Below are 22,506 nucleotides of genomic sequence, written 5' to 3' on the forward strand. Positions count from 1 at the left end.
CACCGGCGGTTTCGACTAGCTCCGCCTAGTTCCGGCCATCGACCGTGAAAGGCAGTCTGACCCGGGCCGCCGAACGGGCGCCGGCCAGCGTGATGCTCGTCGCACCCGGCTTCGCCGTCCCCGGGACGCTGATGATCGCGCCGGAGATCACGCCGTCGCCGTTCGCGCGCACCCTGATGGAGGCGAGGCCGGCGCCGAACGTCATCGTGACCGCTTCGTTCGGCGCGAACCCGGAACCGTTGACCGTGATCGCGGTGCCGCGCGGACCCGAGGTGGTCGACAACGTCACCTCCGGTCGGTACGTGCGCGCCACCGGCCGCTCGGTCACCCGTACGGTCGCCGTCGCCGGTGTCCGTGAGGACGCGCCGACAGCGGTGACGGAGTACCGGCCGGGCTGGGCGCCGTCCGACGCCGCCATCGACGTGTTCACCGCGCCCTTCGCCGAGGCCTCGACCGTGAGGCTGCGCGCCGGGCTGGTGCCGAGCTTGACGGTCACCTTCTCACCGGCGGCGAACCCGCTGCCGGTGACGGTGATCGGGTCACCGGGGGCGGCCGACGCCGCCGCCGAGATCGTCGGCTGGGACTTGGCACGCCCCACGGTCACGGTGAACGTCTCGGTGCTGCTCGACAGCGTGTCCCACACGGTGACGTGCACGGTGTACGTGCCGTCCTGCGCGTACTTGTGCTGTCCGCTCATCGCACCGTCCGAGCCGACCGTGACATCCTCGGGAGCCGTGCCGTCGCCCCACTGGACACTGGCGTGGTAGCCCGTCGAGTCGGGAACGCCGCCCTTGACCGAACCGAGGTCCGCGGAGAGGACCTGACCGGCGGTGACCGTCTGGTCCTTCGGAGCGGTGGTCGCCAGCGCGGCGGCGGGCGTGCCGTCGTCGGCGATGGCGAACACGTGGATCCTGCCCGCCGAGCCGGGGTCGCCGGTCTGCGTCGGGAGGGTCACCGAGACGAGCGTCTTGCCCGCCGGGACCTGGTACGGCGCGGTGGCGAACAGGAACGGCTGCGCGCCGTCCTTGTTCGTGCCGAGCAGGCGGTACGCGGACCTGGCGACGATGATGTTGCCGTAGGACGGCGTGCCGTTGGGGTTGCCGCCCAGCGTCCAGTCGCTCATCTGGATCGGGATGTTCGCGGTGCTGCCGTCGCTGAACGTCGCCGTCGCGGTCGTGCTCTGGTTGCCCTGCGTACCGGCGCCGATGAACGAGATGCTCTTGGCGTCGGCGGGCAGGTTCAGCACGACCTTACGGCCGTTCCCGGTCGCGTCGTCCGGCTGTCCGGCGGGAACCGCCGGCAGCGTGAAGTGCAGCGCCGTTCCGGGCACGTCGTGCCGCTCGCCCTGGGTCACGCCCGCCGCGGCCAGGGCGGCACGCGAGTACGCCCACGACTTGGCGTCGCAGTTGGCCGCCAGAGTGCCGTCGTCACCGATGCAGACGGTGTCGAACGCCGTGGTGAGGCTGTTGCTCGGCGCGTACGCCACGTCGACTCCGGCCGTCGCCACGCCCTGACCGGTGCCGTCGGTCACCGTGACCTTGGCCTGGTAGTAACCCGGCTTGGCGTAGGTGTGCGATCCGCCGACGCTGTAGACGCCCCGCGAGCTCAGGGTCACGGTGCCCGCGGTGGCGGGTGAGCCGTCACCCCAGTCGACCGTGGCCTTGTAGCCGCTCGCGGTGCCCCCCGTGACGGACGCCAGCGACGCGGACACCGCGACACCGGACGTGGCGTGCACGCTGCTCGCCGGAGTGACCGCGATGTCGCCGCCACCGAGCTGGACGTCGCCGCCGGCGAGCAGCTCGATCTCGGCGAGGTTCGTCTGCGCGGCGCCGGTCGTCTTCGTCACGACCAAGCGGAACTGCGTGAACTTCCCCGGCTTGTCGATCTTGAAGGGCCGGGTCTGGTTCCGCCACGTGAACACCTCGCCGCTGCGCCGGTCGAGGGTGGCCCAGGTGATCCCGTCCCGGGAGCCCTGCAGCTCCCAGTCCGACGGGTCTCCCGCGCTCGCCCCGGAGGTGAGGGTGTAGTACGTCGGCTGTTGCCTGCCGCCGTGGACGACCCAGGTCACCTGCGGCGTACCGGAGGCGAAGGTCATCTGCGTGGACGACGAGTCGTCGAACAGCTTCGACGCGTCCTGCCCGCCGGTCGCGGTCGCGGTGCCGAGACCGGGGCCCGTGACGTCCTGCAACGGCTGCGGCACGTCGTTCTTCTCGGTCAGGGACGGCGGCGCGTCCTTCTTGCCGGTGCCCCAGGCCGACGGGTTCGGGCCCATCCGGAAGTCGATCGTGCCGCCGTGGGCGAACACGGACGAGTCGATGGACGTCTGCTTCTGCTTCTCCCCGTTGACCTTCACGCTCTGCACGTAGACGTTCTTCGTGCTGTTGTCGGGCGCGTTGACGACGATGTCGCCGGTCTCGCGGTGGACGGTCATCCGGGTGAACTGCGGCGAGCCGATGGCCCAGTTGGACGAGCCGGCCTGCAGCGGGTAGAGGCCGAGCGAGCTGAGGATGTACCACGAGGACATCTCGCCGTTGTCCTCGTCACCCGGGTAGCCCTGGCCGATCTCGCTGCCGACGTAGAGGCGCTGCAGGATCTCCCGCACGATCGCCTGCGTCTTGGAGGGCGCGCCGGCGTAGTCGTACATGTACGGGATGTGGTGCGACGGCTGGTTGCTCATGCCGAGCTGACCCATGCGGACCGCACGCGCCTCGAGCATCTCGTGGATCGTGCCGCCGTACCCGCCGGGGTGGTCGGCGTTCTCCGGGGTGGCGAAGAACTGGTCGAGCTTGTCCTTCAGCGCCTGCTGCCCGCCGTACAGGTTGGCCAGTCCCATGCCGTCCTGCTGCGCGGTGAACGCGAAGTTCCACCCGTCGGTCTCGGTGTAGACGCCGCCCCAGTCGAGCGGGTTGCCGGCCGTGAAGGTCCCGGCGGCGTTGCGTCCCTCGAAGAACTTCGTCTTCGTGTCGAAGAGGTTGACGTAGTTGCGGGCGCGCTGCAGGAAGTACTCCGACTCCTCCTGGAGCCGGGCGCGCTGCGCCTTCGGCGTGGCCGGGTCCTTGGCCAGGGCCGCGCCCATGTTGCCGATGGCGTAGTCGTTGATGAAGCCTTCCAGCGCCCACGACACCGACTCGCCCGTGGAGGTCGGCGTGTAGCCGAGGAACAGCCCGGTCTCGATGCCCTTGCGGCCGACCGCACTGCGCCCGGACGCGACGGTCGCGTCCTTGACGATCGCGTCGTACGCGCCGAGCGGGTCGGGAAGCTTGACGCCGTTGAGGTACGCCTCGGCCAGCGCGTCGTTCGCGCTGGTGCCGGTCATCAGGTCGGCGTAGCCGGGCGAGGACCAGCGGGCGATCCAACCGCCGTCGCGGTACTGCTGGGCGAACCCGTCGGCGATCTTGGCCGCGATGTCCGGGTACAGCAGCGAGTACGCGGGCCACACGGTGCGGTACGTGTCCCAGAACCCGTTGTTGACGTAGATCTGCCCGTCGACGATCTTCGCGCCGGTCTGCGTGGCGGTCGACGTGCCGGTCGCCGCCGACACCGGGCTCGCGTACTGCCAGTGCGGCGCGGTGGCGGTGCCGGTGTTCTCCGACTGGGAGTTCGGGTACAGGTTCAGCCGGTAGAGGTTCGAGTAGAGCGTCACCAGCTGCGTCTCGGTCGCACCCTGGACGCCGATCCGGCCGAGCCGGTCGTTCCAGGCCGCGGTGGCGTCGGCGTGGATCCGGTCGAAGCTCTTACCGGTGACCTCGAGGTCGAGGTTCTTGTGCGCCTGGTCGACCGAGATGAACGACGTCGCGATGCGCAACGTCACGTCGTGCGTCGCGGAGGTGTCGAACGTGGCGGCGGTGGCGGTGGACGCCGTCGGCGCCCGGTCGAACGTTCCGTACACGAACATCCGGCTGCGACCGGCCGACAGTCCGCTTCCGTTGTCGACCCAGCCGGAGAACGTGCCGTCCGTCCCGATCGTGAAGGTGCCGTTGTAGAAGACGAGGCTTCCGGTGGCCATTCCGGACGGGAAGGAGAACTGCATGATCCCGCCGTGGTCGGTCGGCGACATCTGCGCGGTCATGCCGTTCTTCATCGCGACGCGGTAGAAGTCCGGCCGCGCGATCTCGTCGTTGTGGCTGAACGCCTGGGCCCGGGCGCTGGGCGCTCCGGTGAGCGACCCGCCGGCCGGCACCGGCATGACCGACATCTGGTTGCGGTCGCCCATCCACGGGCTGGGCTCGTGCGAGATCGCCAGTCCCTGCAGCGTCGGCAGGTTGGCCGCGTTGTTGTTCTGCTGGTAGGCGTACTCCCACGAGTTGGATCCGGCGTCCGTGACCGGCGTGAAGAAGTTGAAGTCGTTCGGCAGCGCCGTGATCGGCAGGTTGTTACCGCGGGAGAACGAGCCCGAGGCGTTGGTCCCGCGCCGGGTGTCGACGTAGTCGGTCAGGCTGGAGCCGTCGATCGGCGCCGGCTCGGCCGTCACGGTGACGTCGTCGAGCCAGCCCTGGAAACGGGTCGACGCCTTGGCCTGAGGGTCGTCGTACGCGAGCAGGACGCGGTCGATCGTCTTGCCCTTCGCGACCTCGCCGATGTCGGACTGCACCGCGTTCCACTGGTCGGCGTAGAGCACCTTCGAGGCGCCCTGTCCGGCGGCCGTGAGCGCGTAGCCGTGCTGGTCGACGGGCGACAGCCGGCTGAGGTAGCTGCCATCGGTGAAGTGCAGGTCGACGGCCGCGTAGGTCGACGGGTACTGCGTGTCGCCGCCGGTGAACTCAGGGAAGATCTTGTAGGACAGCCGGGTCTTCGGCCCGACCGGGATGTTCACGTCGAACAGCTTGTCGGTCGCGTACGAGCGGCCGGCCGCCTGGGCGCCGCCCGAGTAGCGCAGCGAGGCCGTCCCGGTGAACCCGGCTCCCGGCTTCATGTTGTAGCCGCTGACCGGACCGGTGCCGACGACGCCGACCATCGGGGTGGCCGGCGGCTGCGTGTTCGAGCCGTCGCTGATGTTCCAGTCGGCGAGCTGGACGAGCGAGTCACCGGAGTTCGCGGTGACGTTCAGCCGGTAGTAGCCGTAGGCGGTCGTGTTCGTGAAGCTGTAGACGTTGGTGGCGAACCGCCCGCTGAAACTCTGCCCTGTCCGTTTGTCCAGGTCGGTCCAGGTCTTGCCGTCGTCCGACCCCTGCAGGACGAAGTCCTTGGGATCGCGGGTCGGCGCGTCGTTCGCGGAGGTCAGCGAGTACTTCACGACCGCCGCCGGCTTGGCCAGCTGGTAGGTCGCCCAGCCGGTCGGGTTGAACGCCAGCCACTTGGTCGACGGGTTCTCGTCCTTGAGGTTCGCGGCGATCTCGTTCGGCGGGTTCTCGGCGCTCGCGGTCACCGCGCTGACCTGGCCGAGCAGGCTGCCGGGCAGTCCGCTGGGGCTCGATCCGCTCAGATTGCCCTGGACCGGGTCGCCGCTCGCGTCGACCTCGGCGGTGCTCGTCGCGGGTTGCGGATCGGAGGACTCGAACGAGGAGCTGAAGTCGCCGGGCGGCGCCGCGGCGCTTGCCGAGGGTGCGATGGCGAGCAGCGACACCGGCATCAACAGGGCCGCTGCCGCGGCCAATCGTCGGAGGGACAAGGGGGCACGGAGGGGTGGAGACGCGTTGATGGCAGGGCCTTTCGACTCGATAGGCGCCGGAGCGCCGAACGTCGGGGTGCGCGAGGGAGCGTGAGCGGGCCTACCGAGTACGTGAGCCGGGCTTGCCGTACGTCGGTGTGAGCGGGGGCTAGCGCGGGCCGACGCCGGGAGAGGGTCCGTGGAGCCGCGGCGACCGCCGCGACCGCTGCCGTGAACAGAAGCGCGGGTATTCAGGCATGCGGGAACTCCATGGGGGACGGCGGGTTCTGCGGAGGAGCGGCACCCGAATGAAGATCACGGCTAGCGTGATCCTCGAAGACAACGTTGTCAAGATCGGCCCATGTAACCGATTCATAACCGTCCGTCCGACTTTTCCGGTTTCTCTGATCGGGCGAGGCGAACGGGTGACGACGACGGCGCCTCCGCCGCCGACGGCGAGGCCGTAACGGGCAGGTTGACCGAGGCGGCCTGACAAGGTTGTCAACCGAGCCGAGGCGCCCCGGTAGGGTTCGTCGCATGACCGGCGACATCGGCCGTACGAGGCGGCCCACCATGGTCGACGTGGCGAACCGGGCGGGAGTGAGCCTGAAGACCGTCTCGCGGGTCGTGAACAACGAGCCGAACGTCCAGCCCGACCTGATCGAGCGGGTGCTCGCCGCCGTGGCGGAGCTCGGCTTCCGCCGCAACCATCTCGCCAGCTCGCTGCGCTCCGGGCAGGCGTCCGCCACGATCGGGCTGCTGATCGAGGAGATCGCCAACCCGTTCTACGCCACGATCGCCGGAGCCGCCGCCGAGGTCGTCCGGCAGCACGACATGATGCTCATCATCGCCAGTTCCGAGGAGGATCCGGCGCGCGAGCGGCAGCTGCTACGGGACATGTGCGCCCGCCGCGTCGACGGGCTGCTCGTGGTGCCGGCCGGGTACGACCACTCGTTCCTGCGCACCGAGGTCGAGCTCGGCACTCCCGTGGTCTTCCTCGACCGGCCGGCCGGCGGACTGGCCGCCGACACGGTGCTGCTCGACAACCGCGGCGGCGCGCGGGCCGGCGTGCGCCGGCTCGTGGAGGCGGGCCACCACCGGATCGGCATCCTGCTCGACTCGGTCGGAATCCACACCATGAGGGAACGGCTCGACGGCGCGTACGACGCACTGGCCCCGGCCGGCGCGCCGTACGACACCCGGCTCGTCCGGGACGGCATCCGCGATCCGGCGGCGGCCGCCCGGACCGTCGCCGACCTGCTCGACCGGCCGGACCCGCCGACCGCCTTCTTCGCCCTGAACAACCGGATCACCGTCGGCGTGATCGAGGAGCTGTGCCGCCGGGGCAGTGACGCCGCGCTGCTCGGGTTCGACGACTTCGACCTGGCCCGCCTGGTGCCGTACCCGCTGACCGTGATCGCCTACGACACGCACGAACTGGCCCGGGTCGCCACCGAACTGCTGTTCCGCCGGATCGAGGGAGACCGCTCCCTGCCGCGTACGGTGGTGCTCCCCACCGAGTTGGTCGCCCGGGGCGCCCCTCCGCGCTGATCGACCCGCCGGCGTACGAGACGCGCGTCGAGGGAGGCGATTTGCCGTGGAGCCATCCGGGCGCGACCGAGGACGCCGCGGAGAAGTTCATCCGGCTGCGCGAAGCCCTGGTCCCGCACAACCTCTACGGCGATGACGTCCTCGTCGCGCCGATCACCACCCGAACCACAAGAGCGGCAACGGCTCGGTGTCGGTCTGGTTCCCGCCGGGACGCTGGACCGGCTACTTCACCGGCCGGACCTACATCGGTCCGTCCAGGCAGACGATCACGGCCGGCCTGGACACGATGCCCATGTTCCTCAAGGACGGTGAGCGGAGCCGGCTGGAGCTACGACCCGCAGGCCCGAGCCCTCACCGTCCGCTCCGACCCGATCACCACCCGAGCCGACAACACCAGGATCGCCCACGACTGACCCACCGGCCTCGGCCTCGAGCCACGACGGCCGGTGAACGCCGAAGCGGCACGGGGCGCGGGGCCGGATCCCGGCCCGCCCTCCGTGCCACGCTCACCTTCCGATCAGGCTTTGCGGGCCACGGCTCCGTAAAGCCAGGTGCCGGCCTTGGCACGAGGACGATCTCGTTGGTCGGAGTCGGGGTTCCACCGGTCGATGGTGACCAGCCCGGGCTCGACCATGTCGAACCCTTCGAAGAAGCCGGCGATCTCCTGCCGGGGACGGAAGTAGATGGGCGTCGGTGTGGTCGCGTAGACGGCCTCGATCTGCTCGACCGCTGAAGAGGAGTGGCCTTCGCCGGTCACGTGAGTGGCGGCCAGATAGCTGCCCGGGGGAAGGGCCGCACGCAACTCCTCCATGACCGAACGCCGCTCCTCCAGGGTGAGGAAGTGGATCATGGCGATCATCAGTACTCCGACCGGAGCCGTCGGATCGAGCAGCCGGGTGGTCTCCCGGTGGCCGAGCACCTCGCCGGGGCGACGCATGTCGCCCTGGACCACCGTGGTGCTCTTGTCCCTTCCCAACAGCGCCCGGCCGTGCACGAGCACCACCGGATCGACGTCGACATAGACGACCCGGGCGTCCGCGGCGATCTCCTGGGCGATCTCATGGGTGTTACCCACCGTCGGCAGCCCGGAGCCGATGTCGAGGAATTGCCGGACACCACGCTGGGTCATGTAGCGCACCGCGCGGCGCAGGAACGAGCGGTTCTCCAGAGCCAGTTCGCGGATCTCCGGCATGGCCTGCGCGACCTGCTCGGCGGCGGCCCGATCGACTTCGAAGTTGTCCTTCCCTGACAGATAGTAGTCATACATCCGAGCGACACTCGGCCTGGTGACATCTACCGTAGGGATTCGGACATCCTGCGAATCGGGCACGCTCGGCCTCCAGTCAAGGTTAGATGGTCATCTTAGTGCCGTGTCAATCAACGTTGGTCGTGGAGTGACCGTTTCGGTCGACCGTTGCTTTGGGCGAGCGACTCCCCCTGCGGCATGCGCACGCGCCCGCCTCGGCGGGTTCTCGACGCCCCGGGCATCGGGTGCCTGAGGTGAGCCGGTGCAGCCACGGCATCGGACGGTGGGAAGAGGGCGGCGGGGACGAGCGTTGTGGCGGTCGGCGTCCGACGATGCGGACGTCATCGACGGAAGGACCCCGATGACCTACGAGGAGTACCAGCGCGGACGGATGTTCTTCGACGCCCGGGACTACGCCGAGGCGGGCCGTATTCTCGCCCCGATCGTCGAGAGCGAGCCGGACAACCGGGCGGCCGTCGAGCTGCTCGGGCGGGCCTACTTCCACAGCGCGCAGTTGGGCCGCGCGGAGCAGACCTTCCGGCGGCTGATCGAGCTGGACCCCGCCAACGGCTGGGCGTACGAGGCGCTGGCCCGCACTCTCGAGCGGCGCGGCCGCGCCGACGAGGCCGCGCCGTACCGCAATCTGGCCCGCGCCATGGGCACCGACCCGGCCGACGAGGTGGCGGTCTTCGTCTCCGCCGCGAACCTCGCCGACTGACCTCACTCCGGGCCGGGCCTCGGACGCCGCGAGTCGGCCGGCCACGGGACGGGTCACCGCCCATGCCAGGGCGTTTCTCAGACAGGCGATCGGTAGAATCCGCCGATCGCCTGCCTATTTCTTCGCACCGCGACTCTCGACGCTCGACTGCGAATCGGTCTCCCCAGAGCCTTCGAGTTCGATTCCGGTATCGGCCATCAGGAGGTCTCGCGGTATGCAGTCGACGGCCAGGATCCAATAGGAGCAGGACACTGCGAGCGAGCGCAGCAGATCGTCCCGCCGGGGTGTCAGGCGACGGATCCATTGCCGGAGATGCATCGGGCCTCCCCTGTCCACCGCTGGACCGGCCTACTGTGCGCCATCGACGGCGTCCGCCATGGTGTTCAGGATCTCGCCCAGGATCGCCGCCGAGGTGGCGAAATTCAGCCGTGCGAACCCGGCTCCCCCGGGCCCGTAGTTCTCACCCGAGCTGAGCGCGACTTTCGCCTTCTCCTTGAAGAATGCGGCCGGCTCCATCGCCATTTCGAGACGGCGGCAGTCCAGCCAGGCCAGGTATGTCGCCTGCGGCGGGTGGTACCCGATGGCCGGTGCCCACGCCGCCAGTGTGTCGGCGATCAGGTCGCGGTTCTCCCCCAGGTGATCCATCAGCGCGGCCAGCCACGTGCCGCCCTTCTCCCACGCGGCTCTGGTCGCCTCCACGCCCAGCACGTCGAGGACGCCGAAGAGGTCCGGTGGGCACGCGTCGAGGGCCTCCCGGAGCCGGGCCGAGCCGACGTGCGCGACCGCGCAGCGCAGGCCTGCCATGTTGAACGCCTTCGTGGCCGAGGTCAGGGTCACCGTCCGGTCGGCGATGTCCGGCCCCAGGGAGGCCAGGGGGACGTGCCGATGCGGTGAGTAGGCCAACTCGGCGAAGATCTCGTCCGCGACGACGAGCATGTCGTTCCGCACCGCGATGTCGGCGAGAGCCTGCAACTCCGCCGTCGTGTAGACATGCCCGGTGGGGTTGTGCGGGTTGACGATGATCAAGGTGCGGCACCCGGCCTTCGCCACGTCCTGCTCCAGCCGGGCCGGGTCGAAGCCCCAGTCATCGCCGGTCCACTCCATCGGGCTGAAGATCGCCCGCCGACCCATCATCGTGATCGACTTAAGGATCGGCGGATAGTTCGGCGTGTGCAGGGCGATCGCTTCTCCTGGCCGCGTGGTCAAGTACAGCACGACTTGTATCGCCTGGATCAGGTCACTGAAATTACGCACCCAGTCGGGCCTGGGCTGCCAATCATGGAGTTCGGTCATCCGCCGCGCGAACGGCTCGGCCAGCGGACTGAGTCCCATCCAGTTCGACCAGGATGGATATCCGAGGTCCCCGCGCCGTACTGTCGCATATATCGCCTCTCTGATCGGCTCCGCCACGGGGAAGTCCATGTCGGCTATCCAGGCGGGGAGTACATCGTGCCCGGCCCGGCCCCACTTGACGCCCTCCTTGCTCCGGAGCCACGACATGTCAAGGTGCTCAAATCCGAAGTCGGCCGCCACGGCACTTGGTTCGCGCATCGCTTCGCCTTTCCCGACAGATCATCATAATCATCGCTTGGATTATCACGCGGCCGGCCGGCAGTGGCATCATTTCCGCGAACAGCACGGGGTGTATCGGCTTTATTGAGTGGCTGCCGCATAATCTTTACGCTGAGTTCTTCGGCGCTCCGGATCCGGACCAGGGCCCGGCGAGGCGATCCGGGTGAGCCGGTGCGGGGCCGGCCGGCCGCTCAACCTCGAAAAGTTCGCGGTTGAGCAGCCCGGGCGCGGTCGGCGAAGACCCGCGCAGCGCGCCCGCCAGCCACGACCTGCCGCGCCCGAGCGCTCCTAAAATATATTGCAGTCTCCCGTCCTTCGCAGCCCGTGAAGGCAACGTCCCTGACAGCCTCGATGTGCTTGGCCGATCAGTACGCGCATCGCTTCATTGACTACTGTTTCTTAAAGTGTTTGTCTGATCCCAAGCGAGCCCGCCCACTAGCCCACGATCGGAGAACACCATGACGGTGACAGACCAGGGAGTGCAGACCGACGGCCCCGACACCGGCCCGCTGCTGGCCGAGTACCGCGCCATCGTCGTACCGGCCGCCGCCGAATTCCTCGACAACCGCATCAGCGCCGATCAGCTCCGCGAGCGTTGGCGCAATTACTACTTCGACGCCTTCCGCCGCTACGACCTCACCGTCGAACGATCGTGGCGCGAGGCGTCCGGCTCAGACGGCCGCATCACCTCCGGCCCGCCCACCGCGGACCCGCAGCTCACCACTCCCCTCTCCCACTTCCCGGTGAGCATCGCCCACAACAACCTCGACCGGCTCATCGAGGTGCTCGTCGCCGAGCTCGGCGACCAGACCGCGGAGCACACCCAGATCCACGAACGCCTGGTCGACTACGCCACCATCGTCAGCGAGCTCGAGGCCCTCATGGCGTCGCTGGCCGCCTAGACGGAACGCCAGTTCATCCAGTTCGGGGCAGGCCCGCAGCCTGCTCGTCCGCCTTGTCCGCCGCCCGAGCCGGGCGCGGTCGAGACGGCTCGGTAGCCGGCCCGCGACCAGCCGCAGAGATGCGAGGAGTGCACCGATGACTGCAGTTGGTTCTTCTGGTTCTTCACCGAGGAGCCGGGTTTCTCTCCGCGGTGTGCGGCCGGTCGGGACCTTCGCGGCATTCGGGATCGACGCTCACGGGCGCCGCCTGGGGGACATCAGCGCCCGGCCCGGGCGGCCGGTGGCCGCCGGGCGCGTTCCGTGGCGGGGGGTCGGGAACTGATGCCCGACCTCACCGCCCACCCGATGCCCGGGTCCGCGCACGCCGGAGCGCCGGAGCTCGAGCGGCTGCGGGCCGCGCCCGTCTGGTCGGAGGAACTGGTCGCGACGGCGGGACTCCCCACCGAGCACGCGACCTTCGTGACGGTCGGCGGTGGCCTGGCCGGCTTCACGGTGGTCGACACGCTGCGGATCCGCGGGCTCGAGCCGACGCGGATTCGGGTGGTCAGCCCGCAGCGCCGGCCCTACGAGAACCTGAGCCGCCTGATCAGGACGAGTCAGATCCGCGACGACGACCCGCTGCGCTCGGACTCGGGGGCGCGAGCGGACAACATCTGGGGGTTCCCGGGGTACGCGGTGCAGGAGGCGATCCGGCGCCGCACCATCCGGCCACTGTGGAAGGTACTCGCAGAGCCGGTGGCGGCCGAGTTCTACAACCCCTCGCCCGGTCAGGTGTTCCGCGGTCTCGACCGGGAGGCCGGCCGGATCGGCTGGGATTCGATGCTGGCCCCCGGGCAGGCGGGACTCATCAGGCGCGGTGCCGAGGGCGGCTTCTTCTGCCTGGTGCACCCCGCGGATCACTCCCCTCCGTATGTACTGCGCACCCCTTACCTGCACCTGGGGACCGGGTACCCGGCGCTCGGGTACGCGCCCGGGCTGATCGAATACCGGCTGCGCCACCAGGAGTACTTCAACGTGGTCAACGCCTACGAGCCGCACGAGCACGTGTATCAGGTGCTGCGGCGCCGGCCGGGGACGGTGCTGGTACGCGGCGCGGGCATCACCGCGTCACGAGTCCTGCAGCGGCTGATCGACGACCGTGACCGCTCCGGCCAGGCCGTACGGATCCAGCACCTGTTCCGCGATCTCGCCGAGCACCCGCCGGGCCGGCGCGGATCGAGCCCCGCCGTGGAGCACGGTTGGCGCTACCAGGCGTTCAGCTTCCCGAGGTCGGCGACGTCCGGGCAGCACCGGGAACAGCTGGCCGGCATGAGCAGCGCGGAACGCGCCGCCTGGATCACCGCGATGGGCGCCACGACCACGGCCAAGCGGCGTCACTGGCAACGGCAACTCCGCAAGGCGCGGTCGGAGGGCTTCTACCAGGCGCTCAGTGGAGAGATCACGATGATGGAGCCGTCCGGCGACCGGCAGGTACGGCTGGTCATCGCCGGCTCGGCCGAGGACGATCCGCTGCGCCTGGACGTCGACTTCCTGATCGACTGCACCGGAATGAGCCCGCAACTGCGGGACAACCCGCTGCTGGCCGACCTCATCGACAGCGGCGGCGCGGCCGTCAACGCCTTGGGCGGCCTCGACGTCGGGCCGCATTTCGAAGTACGCGGTTCCGGCGGCGAACCGGGTCGCCTCTACGCCTCGGGCGCGATCGCGCGCGGCGGCTACCTCGCGCCGGTCGACTCGTTCGCGGGGCTCGTCGACGCGGCGCTGCTCATCTGCGACGACCTGGCGGTGCGAGGGGTGTGCGCGCGGCTGGGCCCGAGGCGCTCGGTCGCTGCCTGGATCAAACAGCTGGCCCGCCGAGTGCCATGACTCCAACGCTGAGAGGTCGACTTCAGACGCGGCTCTTCCTGGCCGCCACCGTCGGAGTGCTGTGGACGGCCATCATCTCGCCCTTCCTGCCCGAGCCCCCTGGAGTGACGACCGGCATGTCGTACTCCATGGCGTTCGACAGCCTCTTGCTGATGGCCGTCTACGGGCTGGTGTGGGAACACCTTTATCACCGCCTCCAGCAGAGGCGCTGGGACAGGGACTGGCCATCGGTCTTCGCCCTGCTGACCGTGCTCAACGAGGCGCTCCTCGTATGGCTGCTGGACCACCTCTTCCCGGTGATGTCAGGCCCCATGCCGGGCATGTCGGGTTCCTCGTTGGCCAACGCGGGCTCCCTGGGGCTGGACTCGCCCTATCTCGCCGGCTTCGTCGTCCACATGGGTACGACGTGGGGGCTCATGTGGCTGTTCGGCCAAGGCCCGATGCGCGTCATCTTCGTTCGCTGGCGTTTCGAGGGCGGCCTGATCGTGCACTCCCACGTCCCGGATTCCGCGGTGCCCGGCGACCGGCCCGCGATCTCCCGGCCGGAAGGCGCCGGCACCTCCGAGGCAGGGGTACGGGATGCCGTCCCGGGCACGGCGGCCGCCCGGCTCACCCTCCGGCCCCACACGGGCCTCGCGCGGGTGAACGGGAACCCGACGTCCGCGTCGAGCGGGGATCTGGTCGAGGGGAACATGTGCGACCACGGCCACTTCGGCCATCCCGGGATGCGGTACTGCATGATCTGCGGGGGGCCGCTGCCCCAGCTGAACGGGACGCGCGTCCTCGGCCGGCGTCCGCCGCTGGGGGTCCTCATCCTCGACGACGGCGTGACGCACGTCCTCGACGGTGATGTCAGGCTGGCCGAAGCGGATGGGCCCGGGCCCCTCACCGCCGGGCACCGCGATGAGATACCCGCCGCGTCCGCCCTCGCCGACATCCGGCTGGCCGGGTGGCAGCCTTTCGTGTCGAGCGAGCTCCACCCGATCGCCCTGGCGCTTCCCGGCGGCGGGGACCTGCACATCGCCCCCGGCGCGTCGGCCCGGCTGATGCCGGGCACGGAGTTCACGGTCGCGGCCCGCCGGATCCGGTATGAGAGCCCGTACCAGCCTGTTGAACCGGCCTCGGCAACCGCCGACCCGTACGCCGGGGCGGTGTCGGAGGCGGATGCCGCCACGTCGCCGGCCGCGGCAACGCCCTCACGACCAGCTCCGCAGGTTCGGCACACCCTCCGCGGCTAGCTCGACGGGCGGCAGGACCGCCCCCGAACCGAGCCGCCAAGCGGCCCGAAAGAGCAACAAATCCGGAAAATGTACAGTCCGAATCACGGGCCCAAAGCCCTGGCAGCGCCTCCGGCCCCGCCTCTAAACGGGCACTCTTCAGCGACCGCACCATATCCGCAGCTCAGCCGCGCTTTCCATTCTTTACGGAGAGTGATAACATTCGGCGCGGTTTGTCAATGGTCAGCAGTAGTACGCCGCATCAGTGAAAGGTGCACAAATCGCCCTAATCGAATAAGAGCGACTTATGCACAATACGCGCACCAGCCATGGGCAAGATATGCCGAGGTGACACGGCTCCCGGACAGGCACATGCGTCCTGATGGCGAATCGTGCCCGCGGAGCAGGTCAGGAGGAATCAGGTAGTGGGCACCCCAGGTCCTTTGCACGATCCGGCACCCGTCACGGCAGAACCCGACCCGCGGCGGTGGCGGGCGCTGGCCGTTCTCGCGGCGATGCAGTTCATGCTCGTCCTCGATGCCACCGTGGTGAACGTCTCTCTCCCCAAGATCCAGCACGACCTGAGCTTCTCCCGTCAGGCACTCTCGTGGGTTCCCAACGGCTACGTGCTGGTGGCCGGCGGGTTCCTGCTGCTGGGCGGCCGCCTGGCCGACATGTTCGGGCGCCGGCGGATGTTCCTCATCGGTGTGATCGTCTTCGGGGTGACGTCGGCGGCGTGCGGTGCCGCCGTCACGTCGTCGATGCTGGTCGCGAGCCGATTCGCGCAGGGAATGGGCGAGGCGCTGGCGGGCCCGGCGGCGCTCGGCATGATTCCGCTGCTGTTCTCCGACTCCCGGGAGCGGATGAAGGCCGTGGGAATCTGGGGCGGCATCGGCGGCGTGGGCGGGACGCTCGGCCCGGTGATCTCCGGGTTGCTGACCGACGTGGACTGGCGGTGGATCTTCTACATCAACATCCCCGTCGTGATCTTCGCGCTGATCATGGCGCCGCGCGTGCTGCCGGAGAGCCGGATGGCTCGCGGAGGCCACTCGATCGACGCGGCCGGAGCCATCACCGTGACCGGTGGCGTCCTGGCCATCGTGGACGGCATTCTGAATGTCTCCTCGCATTCGTGGGGCTCATGGCAGGTGCTCCTTCCGCTGATCGGCGGGATATGCCTCCTGGCCATCATGGTCGCGATCGAGAGTCGTTCCTCCGATCCGCTGGTCCCGTTGCGGTTCTTCAACAATCGCACCCGGGCGACGTCCAACGTTCTGACCGCGGCCTTGTTCGCGACGTTCGTCAGCTACGCGTTCATGCTGACCCTGTACATGCAGCAGATACTCGGCTATTCCCCCTTGAAGACCGGGCTCGCGTACCTGCCGCTCGGCCTCGCCTTCGGCGCCGGGATCGGCATGAACACCGCGTTGATGCCACGCCTCGGCGTCAAGTTGTTGCTGACCCTCGGCTTCATCGGCACGGCTGCGGGGATGTTCGTAGCGAGCTACATGCATGCCGACTCGTCCTACGCCGGCGGGCTGCTGGCCGGCCTGATCGTGGTCGGCCTGTTCACCGGGATCTGCCTCCCCGGCCTGATCAACGGCGCGCTGCACCAGGTCACCGGCCAGGACTCCGGCCTGGGATCGGGGGTGCAGACCGGCATGCAGCAAGTCGGCTCGGCACTCGGCCTGTCCATCTTGCTCACCATCGCGCTCCGGCATGCCGCCGACCACATCCGCACGGGGACGCCCGTAGCGGTGGCACAGACCGGCGGATACACGCTGGCGTTCCGCGTCACCGCCATCGTGCTCGTCGTCGCCGCCGTGCTCATCCTGGTGCTGCTGGAGAACGTGACCGCCCAGCCGCGCACCGCGCTGGCCGAGGTCTCACCGGACCAGGTGGACTCCTAGAGACCGCCCGGCCCGGTGCCCCAGGCGGTGCCCGGCCGCGCTGGCCTGTCCGCGGCCGACCTTCAGCACCGGGCTCGCTCCCCCAGTGTCGACAGGTCGTCATCGGCGGCACGGTAGTCCCGCCACGACGTGAGGAACCGGATCAGCCGGGAGATGTCACGCAGGTTGCTCATCGGCCCGAGTGAGATCCGCAGGGCACCGCCGGTGGGCAACCGCATCGCGCGCCGATATTCGTCCGCCGTGGCCGGCGCGGGCCGCTGTCGCCCGGCTCGAAGCAGGTCCTCGGGGTCGAGCGCGAAGATCGTCTCGCCGACTCCCGGATTGCAGAAACAACCTGCGCGCAAGGCGATTCCGCTGTGGGCCGCGCTCGTCTCCACCGCCCGTTCGTCGACGAGGGCTCCATCGGTGTCCAGCAGGTTGAACGCGATCGTCGCACCCCGGTCCTTCGTGTCGGCGGGGCCGTAGACCACGCAGACGGGAAGGCCGTTGCCGTGGCGCAGGGTGCGCATGACGTCCAGCAGGCGGTCCATCAGGCACCGCAGCCTGGTCCGGACCGCGTCGCGGCCCAGACTCTCCCGCACGTAGTTCAGGCCGATCGTGACTCCGAGCACGCCCGTGAAGTCGGGCGTCCCGTCCTCGAAGCCCTCTGGCGCGGCGGCGGGCGCATGCCATCCGCCCAGGGCGCTGGACGCCACCACGGTTCCGCCGGAGAACCACGGACGCCGCAGCTCGGCGAGCGCGTCATTGCGGGCGACCAGGCACCCGAGCCCGGTCGGCCAGCCGAATATCTTGTAATAGGACAGCGGGACGAAATCCGGTTTGTCGCTGCTCAGGTCGAGGTCGGAGACCGCTGCGTACGCCGCGGCGTCGAGCACCACGCGCCAGCCACGCGACCGGGCCTCGCGGATCCAGCCGAGCGGATGCTGAACGCCGGAGAAGTTGCTCTGCGCCGGATACGCGAACAGCGACGGCAGCGTGCTCCCGCGGTCCAGAGCCTCGACCACGGCGGCCGGATCCGCACGCAGATCCGGCCGCAGCGGAATCATCTCCAGGGCGGCACCGCGCGCGGCGGCGTATTCGCGGATGCCGAGCACGGAGTTGTGGTTGTCCTGCAACAGCGCGAACCGGGACCCCGGCCGGAACGGGAACGCCTCACCCACGAGCCGCAGGGCGCCGGTCGCGTTCGCGGTGAAGATGACCGAGTACTCGTCGGGGTCGGCGTTCAGGAACCGGAGCGTGGCCCGCCGGGCCCGCCGCATCGCTTCGGAGGAACGCCGCGACGGAGCGTTCTCCGAATGCGGATTACCCAGGGTCTCCTGGCACAGGAGTTGCTGAAACGCGGCAACCTGTGACCGCCCGGGAAGGCCGCTACCGGCGTAGTCCACATAGACCAGGTCCTGATCGTCGAGCCGGGCGAAGTCGTCCCGGCGGATCCGGTCGAGATGCCCGGTGGTGAGGTACTCCGGATAAGTTCGCGAGAACTCCGCGAGACTGATCTCTTGCTGCGTTTCAACTGTCACGGCAGATCAGCTCACCGGGAGGCGCCGGCCTTGGAGGCCCCCTCAGCGATCATCTTCGCCATCCTGGAGTACCCCTGAGCGACGACCTTCTGCGCCACCACGTCGTGGAAGTGGGGGTCCTCGGGGATTATCGCGTCGAGGCCATCGACGTACCGGTTGAACATGGAGAACGCCGCGGCGATCAGCACGGCGTCGTGGATCTCGACGTCCGTCGCCCCGGCGTTCCGCGCCGCGTCGACGTCGTCCTCGAGCACCGAGCGGCCGCCGATCCGTACTTTTTCGGCGATGCGCAGCAGAGCCTTCATCTTGGCGCTGATCGGCGCATCCTCCGGCGTCGCCCGGACAGCGCGCACGAGATCACGGCCGTCCTCCATCTGGATGGCCGCAATGGTGAAGTGCCCGTCCTGGCAGAACTCGCTGCGGTTGCCCTGGGAGACGTAGCCGGCGATCATTTCACGCTCGCCACGCGACAGCGAGTTGTCCGCGCGAAGCAGCACCTCGCAGAGTTCGAGCATCGGCACCGCCGTTTCCGGCCGGAACTGAAAGAGCCCGAAGATTCCGGGACTGCCCTCGGCTACGGGAATGTGGGGCATGATACCTCCTTGATATCTCCACGCCCGCCGCCGCCGTCGTGGGCGGCACCGGGGCCTCGCCATCAGTAGAACACTTTAAAAAAAGCTAGTCAATTACTGATGGCTCGTTCAGCGCCGTAGGCGGGACCGCGCGGAAAAGGGCAGCGGAGAACTCCGCTGGAACTCAGGGCAGGAATCCCTACGACGCGGTTCTCCCGGAATTTCCGCCGACCCGGAAGGCCGTGGAATCGAGCCGCGTACTCCGCCGGCGGCTCGACGCCGGCGGCTCGACGCCACAGGAAACGGCGGCCGTCTTGCGCGGGAATACCAGATCAGCCGGCAGCGCGCAGCGTCCGCAGGCCGGCGTCGAGCGCGCGCAGTGCGGCGCCCACGGCGGCGGCGACAGTGATCTCGAATATCTCGTCCTCGCCGTGGCCGGCCGCCTTGAGGTCCTCGATATCCGAATCCGTCACCCCCCATGACTCGTCCCTGACCTTCGCCGCGTACGACAGCCAAGGCTCAGGAAGCGCTCCTCCAGTGGCCGCGGACCTGCGCGTCGCCGAGTCGGTCCGGCCGGGCCCCTCGAACACCGCTTCACGCAGATCGGAGATGAGGCGTGAATACTTCGCCGCGATGGGCTCCTCTTCGTCGCGCATTATCTCCCTTTCACCGCAGCGTGAACGCGGGGAACCGGTACTTGAACTGGTGGAGCGCCCGGGTTCCCTTCGTGACCTGGCCGTCGAGCAGCTTGAAGTCGAATGCGTACGCCAGGCGGTCGACCGCATCCCAGATGAACGCGACATGCAGCGCTTCGGTCACGGCCTCGTCGGAGACTCCGAGCGCCCGCGCCTCCGCGAGATCGCTCTCACCGACCGAGTCAGGAGAGCGCGTCACTTTTTCCAGGAACGGGAGAACGGCCCTGAGCTCCGGCCGCGCCGTGTCGGCATCCGCCGCGTCTATCTCGCCGGTAGACGCGATACTGATCATCTCGGTATGGATGTCTATGCAATACTGGACCTTATAGAGCTGCGCGATGCGCAGCGCGATGAACTCACGCTCTCCAGCGGTCCAGAAGGATGGCCCGCGCATGACCTCCGTGAAGAGCTCGCTTATCGCACGGCCAAAGAACTCCGGCCGGTAGAGGAACATCTTCACCACGTCAGCCATTTCCGCGCCCGAGGCTTTCGAGGCCATCAGCATGAAGAATTTGGCCGGCCTCCGCTGACCCGTTTCAAGATTACTCAGCCGCATGCTTCACTCACCCGCCTGATCAATGTCCCGGCACGGCGGCACTCATTCGAACGTTATCAAGCCCCACCAATTCACGCAGCTTGCCAACTGAAAGGCAAGGCGCCCTTCTTGCCAGGCCCGTACGAGGCGATCCGCGCCGGGTGAGCCGCGCCGGGTGAGCGGACGCGAAGGTGGCCGGCCGCTCAACCTCGGGAGATTCGCGGTTGAGCGGCCTTACCGCAACCGCGGTCGGCGAAGAGCCCCGCACGGCCTCCTCCCGGGGCACGGCTCGGCGGCGCTCAGATACTTGTGAAACAGGTTGCGACTCAGCCGGTCCCGCCGCCGAGTCCGGCAGGCCGGTCTCATACGAGCTGCGGCTTCGTCCGCACATCCCCCTGGACGTCTCGTCCACAGCGTTCTCATTGACTATCTTTTCTTAAAGTGTTTGTCTTGATTCAAGCGAGCCCGCCCACCCCAACCCACTACGTCGTCAGCATCGCCGCGGCACAGACCCGAATCCACCAAGCCTGGTCGACTGCGCCCACATCGTCGACCAGCTCAGGGCGTCACCGGCCGCCTGGCCGGAACGCCGCAGTCCAGTCCCATTTCCCCCACGGAAAGGCTCAGTCATGAGCGAATCGGAGAACATCCTCAAACGCGTGATGGAACGCGGCGTCGCCGTCGGGTCCGAAGGCTCGAAGACCCCCAACCCGGACGCGGTCGTCAAGGGCCACGAGTCCGCCTGGGGCGGGCCCGGCAACCTGTACCCGATCCGCCCGTACACGCTGACCCCTCCGGCTCTGGAGGCGTTCACCGTGCGCGAGCGCATCCACGTCCTCGTCGAGGGCCTCGGCGAGGACATCGTGGACCTGCACGGCATGGCGATGTACCGCCGTCACGACCCGTACGCGGCCGAAGGCGTGGAGCTGGAGTGGGTCACCTCCACGATCACCGCGCAGTTCCTGACCCTTCAGGTCACCGGCCACAGCGACGTCTTCGGCCAGGTCAAGGTCTCCAACACTCCTTCCAGGCCGGAAGGGGCGAGGGTCCGGCCGACGCCCTACCGTGATGGCACCCTGATGCCCATCAAGGACTGCGTCACCGACATCTACCCGCAGTTCGAGATCGAAGAGCTCGGCCAGATCATCCACACCGGCGACCGCGTGGTGCGGCTCGAGTCCCGGGTCGCGATGGTCCCCCCGATCGGCGACGTGTCGCGGACCTCGACGAGGTACCCGCTGTACGACAGCGAGAACCGCCCGGTCGGTGAGCTCATCGCGGCCGACATCGAGATCGGTGCGCTGCTCCACCACGTTCCGATCGACAGTGTGACCATCTCGCCGGCGCTGGCCGAGGTGCTCCTGAAGGCATAGGTGTGAGGCCGGCTCTGGCGGGCCGCTCGCGGCCCGCCAGGACGGCCGTCACCCAGCCGCAACGGAATGGCCTGATCCGAACTCGCTGTCGGCAACGGCGCCGCCGGTCGGGAGAACAGGTCGAGAAAGCCCGCCGGGAGAATCCGGCGGGCTTCCCCTTTCCCGCCAACGCATTACGCTGCTGATAATTAAGTAATTGACATTGAGGGTGATTGGAATGTTCAAGGCGGTCCGGGAAAGTGACTGGTCGGATAATGATGTCGCCGTTCGCGGCGTGAGCCCGGATGAAGCGCGGGAGGCGATCCTCGAGCGCCCTTACTGGTCCGCTCCCGGCCCGGAAGGCACGACCCTGGTCTACGGCCTCACCCACGGGGGCCGCCACCTGCTGGTGTCGGTGATCGCCGAGGGCGAGGAGGCCGTCGTCATCGCTGCTCGCGACATGAAGGAGTCCTGGGACGACAGCTATGCCGGGGAGACTCCGCCGCCGTGGGACATCGGCCGTCCGCAGCCGGCCTTCGTACGGCTGGCGGACGAAGGCCGGCTCCGCGGTCACGTTCTCGACGCCGGGTGCGGGACCGGCGAGCATGCACTGCTCGCGGCGAGCCGCGGCGCCGATGTCCTCGGCATCGACCTGTCGCCGACCGCGATCGCGAGTGCCCGCGCGAAGGCGGCCGAGCGTGGTGTGAGCGCGCGATTCGAGGTCGCCGACGCACTCGATCTGCCGCGCCGGGCCATGACCGTCGACACGGTGATCGACAGCGCCGTTCTCCACGTGCTCGACGCGGAGGACAGGGCTGAGTACGTCGCGAGCCTCGCGGGAGTGCTGCGACCTGGTGGTATGTGCTACCTCATCTGCTTCAGCGACCGGCAGCCGGGCAAGTGGGGCCCGCACCGGTTCCACGCGGAGGAGCTGCGCGCCGCGTTCAGCGACGGATGGACCGTCGAGTCCCTCACCGCCGACACGTTCGAGCTCAATCCGTTCCACGGTGTGACTCAGGCGCAGGCATGGCTCGCCGTGATCCAGCGTAAGTGAGATGAAGGGCGCGACCGCGATGCCCCGCGGACCGGCCGACGCGGTCGAGCCGGCCCCAGCGCATTGCCGTCCCGGCGCTTCCTCAGAACCGGTCGTAGCGGCTTCCCGGGCGATCGCGTACGAGGGGAATGCGGCGTCTGTCCCGCTTCGCAGCAGGTACCCGTCGCCCAGGTCAGGCAGCACTCCCGTCGCCGTTGCAGCCGGAGGGC

The 22,506-nt window shown here is 68.8% G+C and carries 15 protein-coding genes and 1 pseudogene; 9 read left to right on the forward strand and 7 right to left on the reverse strand.

Annotated features, from left to right (window positions below; genetic code table 11):
* Nucleotides 1-25: 25 nt before the first annotated feature.
* Nucleotides 26-5,593 carry a GH92 family glycosyl hydrolase gene (locus NE234_RS32175; RefSeq protein ID WP_252784636.1) on the reverse strand — a complete coding sequence of 1,856 codons (5,568 nt, stop codon included), beginning with the start codon at nucleotides 5,591-5,593 and terminating at the stop codon, nucleotides 26-28.
* Nucleotides 5,594-6,124: 531 nt separating this feature from the next.
* Between NE234_RS32175 and NE234_RS32180 the strand changes: the two genes are divergently transcribed.
* Together NE234_RS32180 and NE234_RS46135 are read left to right on the forward strand one after the other, a co-directional pair.
* Nucleotides 6,125-7,138 carry a LacI family DNA-binding transcriptional regulator gene (locus NE234_RS32180; RefSeq protein WP_252784637.1) on the forward strand — a complete coding sequence of 338 codons (1,014 nt, stop codon included), beginning with the start codon at nucleotides 6,125-6,127 and terminating at the stop codon, nucleotides 7,136-7,138.
* Between the two features lie 187 nt (nucleotides 7,139-7,325).
* Nucleotides 7,326-7,388, forward strand: a pseudogene (locus NE234_RS46135) (hypothetical protein); the annotation flags it as partial.
* A gap of 267 nt (nucleotides 7,389-7,655) precedes the next feature.
* On the opposite strand, the gene NE234_RS32185 reads toward NE234_RS46135, so the two are convergent.
* A complete protein-coding gene (locus tag NE234_RS32185) occupies nucleotides 7,656-8,468 on the reverse strand; it encodes an SAM-dependent methyltransferase (protein WP_252784638.1) in 813 nt (270 codons plus the stop codon).
* A gap of 277 nt (nucleotides 8,469-8,745) precedes the next feature.
* On the opposite strand from NE234_RS32185, the gene NE234_RS32190 reads away from it, so the two are divergent.
* Complete coding sequence (locus NE234_RS32190; RefSeq protein ID WP_252784639.1) at nucleotides 8,746-9,102, forward strand: tetratricopeptide repeat protein; 357 nt, start codon at nucleotides 8,746-8,748, stop codon at nucleotides 9,100-9,102.
* A 348-nt stretch (nucleotides 9,103-9,450) separates the two neighbouring features.
* On the opposite strand, the gene NE234_RS32195 is transcribed toward NE234_RS32190, so the two are convergent.
* Nucleotides 9,451-10,434 carry a MalY/PatB family protein gene (locus tag NE234_RS32195; RefSeq protein ID WP_252784640.1) on the reverse strand — a complete coding sequence of 328 codons (984 nt, stop codon included), beginning with the start codon at nucleotides 10,432-10,434 and terminating at the stop codon, nucleotides 9,451-9,453.
* Nucleotides 10,435-11,132: 698 nt separating this feature from the next.
* On the opposite strand from NE234_RS32195, the gene NE234_RS32200 reads away from it, so the two are divergent.
* From NE234_RS32200 to NE234_RS32215, 4 genes are all read left to right on the forward strand, one after another.
* A complete protein-coding gene (locus NE234_RS32200; RefSeq protein WP_252784641.1) occupies nucleotides 11,133-11,576 on the forward strand; it encodes a hypothetical protein in 444 nt (147 codons plus the stop codon).
* A 321-nt stretch (nucleotides 11,577-11,897) separates the two neighbouring features.
* Entirely contained in the window at nucleotides 11,898-13,442 is a 1,545-nt protein-coding gene (locus NE234_RS32205) for an FAD/NAD(P)-binding protein (RefSeq protein ID WP_252784642.1), read from the forward strand.
* The gene (locus NE234_RS32210) at nucleotides 13,439-14,680 is read left to right on the forward strand and encodes a hypothetical protein (protein WP_252784643.1); all 1,242 of its coding nucleotides are present in this window, start codon (nucleotides 13,439-13,441) and stop codon (nucleotides 14,678-14,680) included. The genes NE234_RS32205 and NE234_RS32210 overlap by 4 nt, the downstream gene beginning before the upstream one ends.
* A gap of 404 nt (nucleotides 14,681-15,084) precedes the next feature.
* Complete coding sequence (locus NE234_RS32215; RefSeq protein WP_252784644.1) at nucleotides 15,085-16,569, forward strand: MFS transporter; 1,485 nt, start codon at nucleotides 15,085-15,087, stop codon at nucleotides 16,567-16,569.
* 62 nt (nucleotides 16,570-16,631) lie between these two features.
* Here NE234_RS32215 and NE234_RS32220 read toward each other — a convergent pair whose 3' ends face one another.
* The 4 genes from NE234_RS32220 to NE234_RS32235 form a co-directional block, all read right to left on the reverse strand.
* Nucleotides 16,632-18,089 (reverse strand): aminotransferase class V-fold PLP-dependent enzyme, encoded by a 1,458-nt coding sequence (locus NE234_RS32220; protein WP_252784645.1) that lies wholly within the window; start codon nucleotides 18,087-18,089, stop codon nucleotides 16,632-16,634.
* A gap of 11 nt (nucleotides 18,090-18,100) precedes the next feature.
* Nucleotides 18,101-18,682 carry a carboxymuconolactone decarboxylase family protein gene (locus tag NE234_RS32225; RefSeq protein ID WP_252784646.1) on the reverse strand — a complete coding sequence of 194 codons (582 nt, stop codon included), beginning with the start codon at nucleotides 18,680-18,682 and terminating at the stop codon, nucleotides 18,101-18,103.
* A gap of 311 nt (nucleotides 18,683-18,993) precedes the next feature.
* Nucleotides 18,994-19,317 carry a hypothetical protein gene (locus tag NE234_RS32230; protein WP_252784647.1) on the reverse strand — a complete coding sequence of 108 codons (324 nt, stop codon included), beginning with the start codon at nucleotides 19,315-19,317 and terminating at the stop codon, nucleotides 18,994-18,996.
* Nucleotides 19,318-19,327: 10 nt separating this feature from the next.
* On the reverse strand, nucleotides 19,328-19,912 hold the full coding sequence (locus tag NE234_RS32235; protein WP_252784648.1) for a carboxymuconolactone decarboxylase family protein: 585 nt from the start codon (nucleotides 19,910-19,912) through the stop codon (nucleotides 19,328-19,330).
* Between the two features lie 608 nt (nucleotides 19,913-20,520).
* Here NE234_RS32235 and NE234_RS32240 point away from each other — a divergent pair.
* Nucleotides 20,521-21,264, forward strand: coding sequence for a DUF6073 family protein (locus tag NE234_RS32240; protein WP_252784649.1), 744 nt, complete (start codon nucleotides 20,521-20,523; stop codon nucleotides 21,262-21,264).
* A gap of 274 nt (nucleotides 21,265-21,538) precedes the next feature.
* Nucleotides 21,539-22,297, forward strand: a complete 759-nt coding sequence (locus NE234_RS32245; RefSeq protein WP_252784650.1) for a class I SAM-dependent methyltransferase — start codon at nucleotides 21,539-21,541, stop codon at nucleotides 22,295-22,297.
* Nucleotides 22,298-22,506: the final 209 nt, after the last annotated feature.

Source organism: Actinoallomurus rhizosphaericola (assembly GCF_024055675.1).
In the GTDB taxonomy this organism is placed as follows: Bacteria; Actinomycetota; Actinomycetes; order Streptosporangiales; family Streptosporangiaceae; genus Actinoallomurus; species Actinoallomurus soli.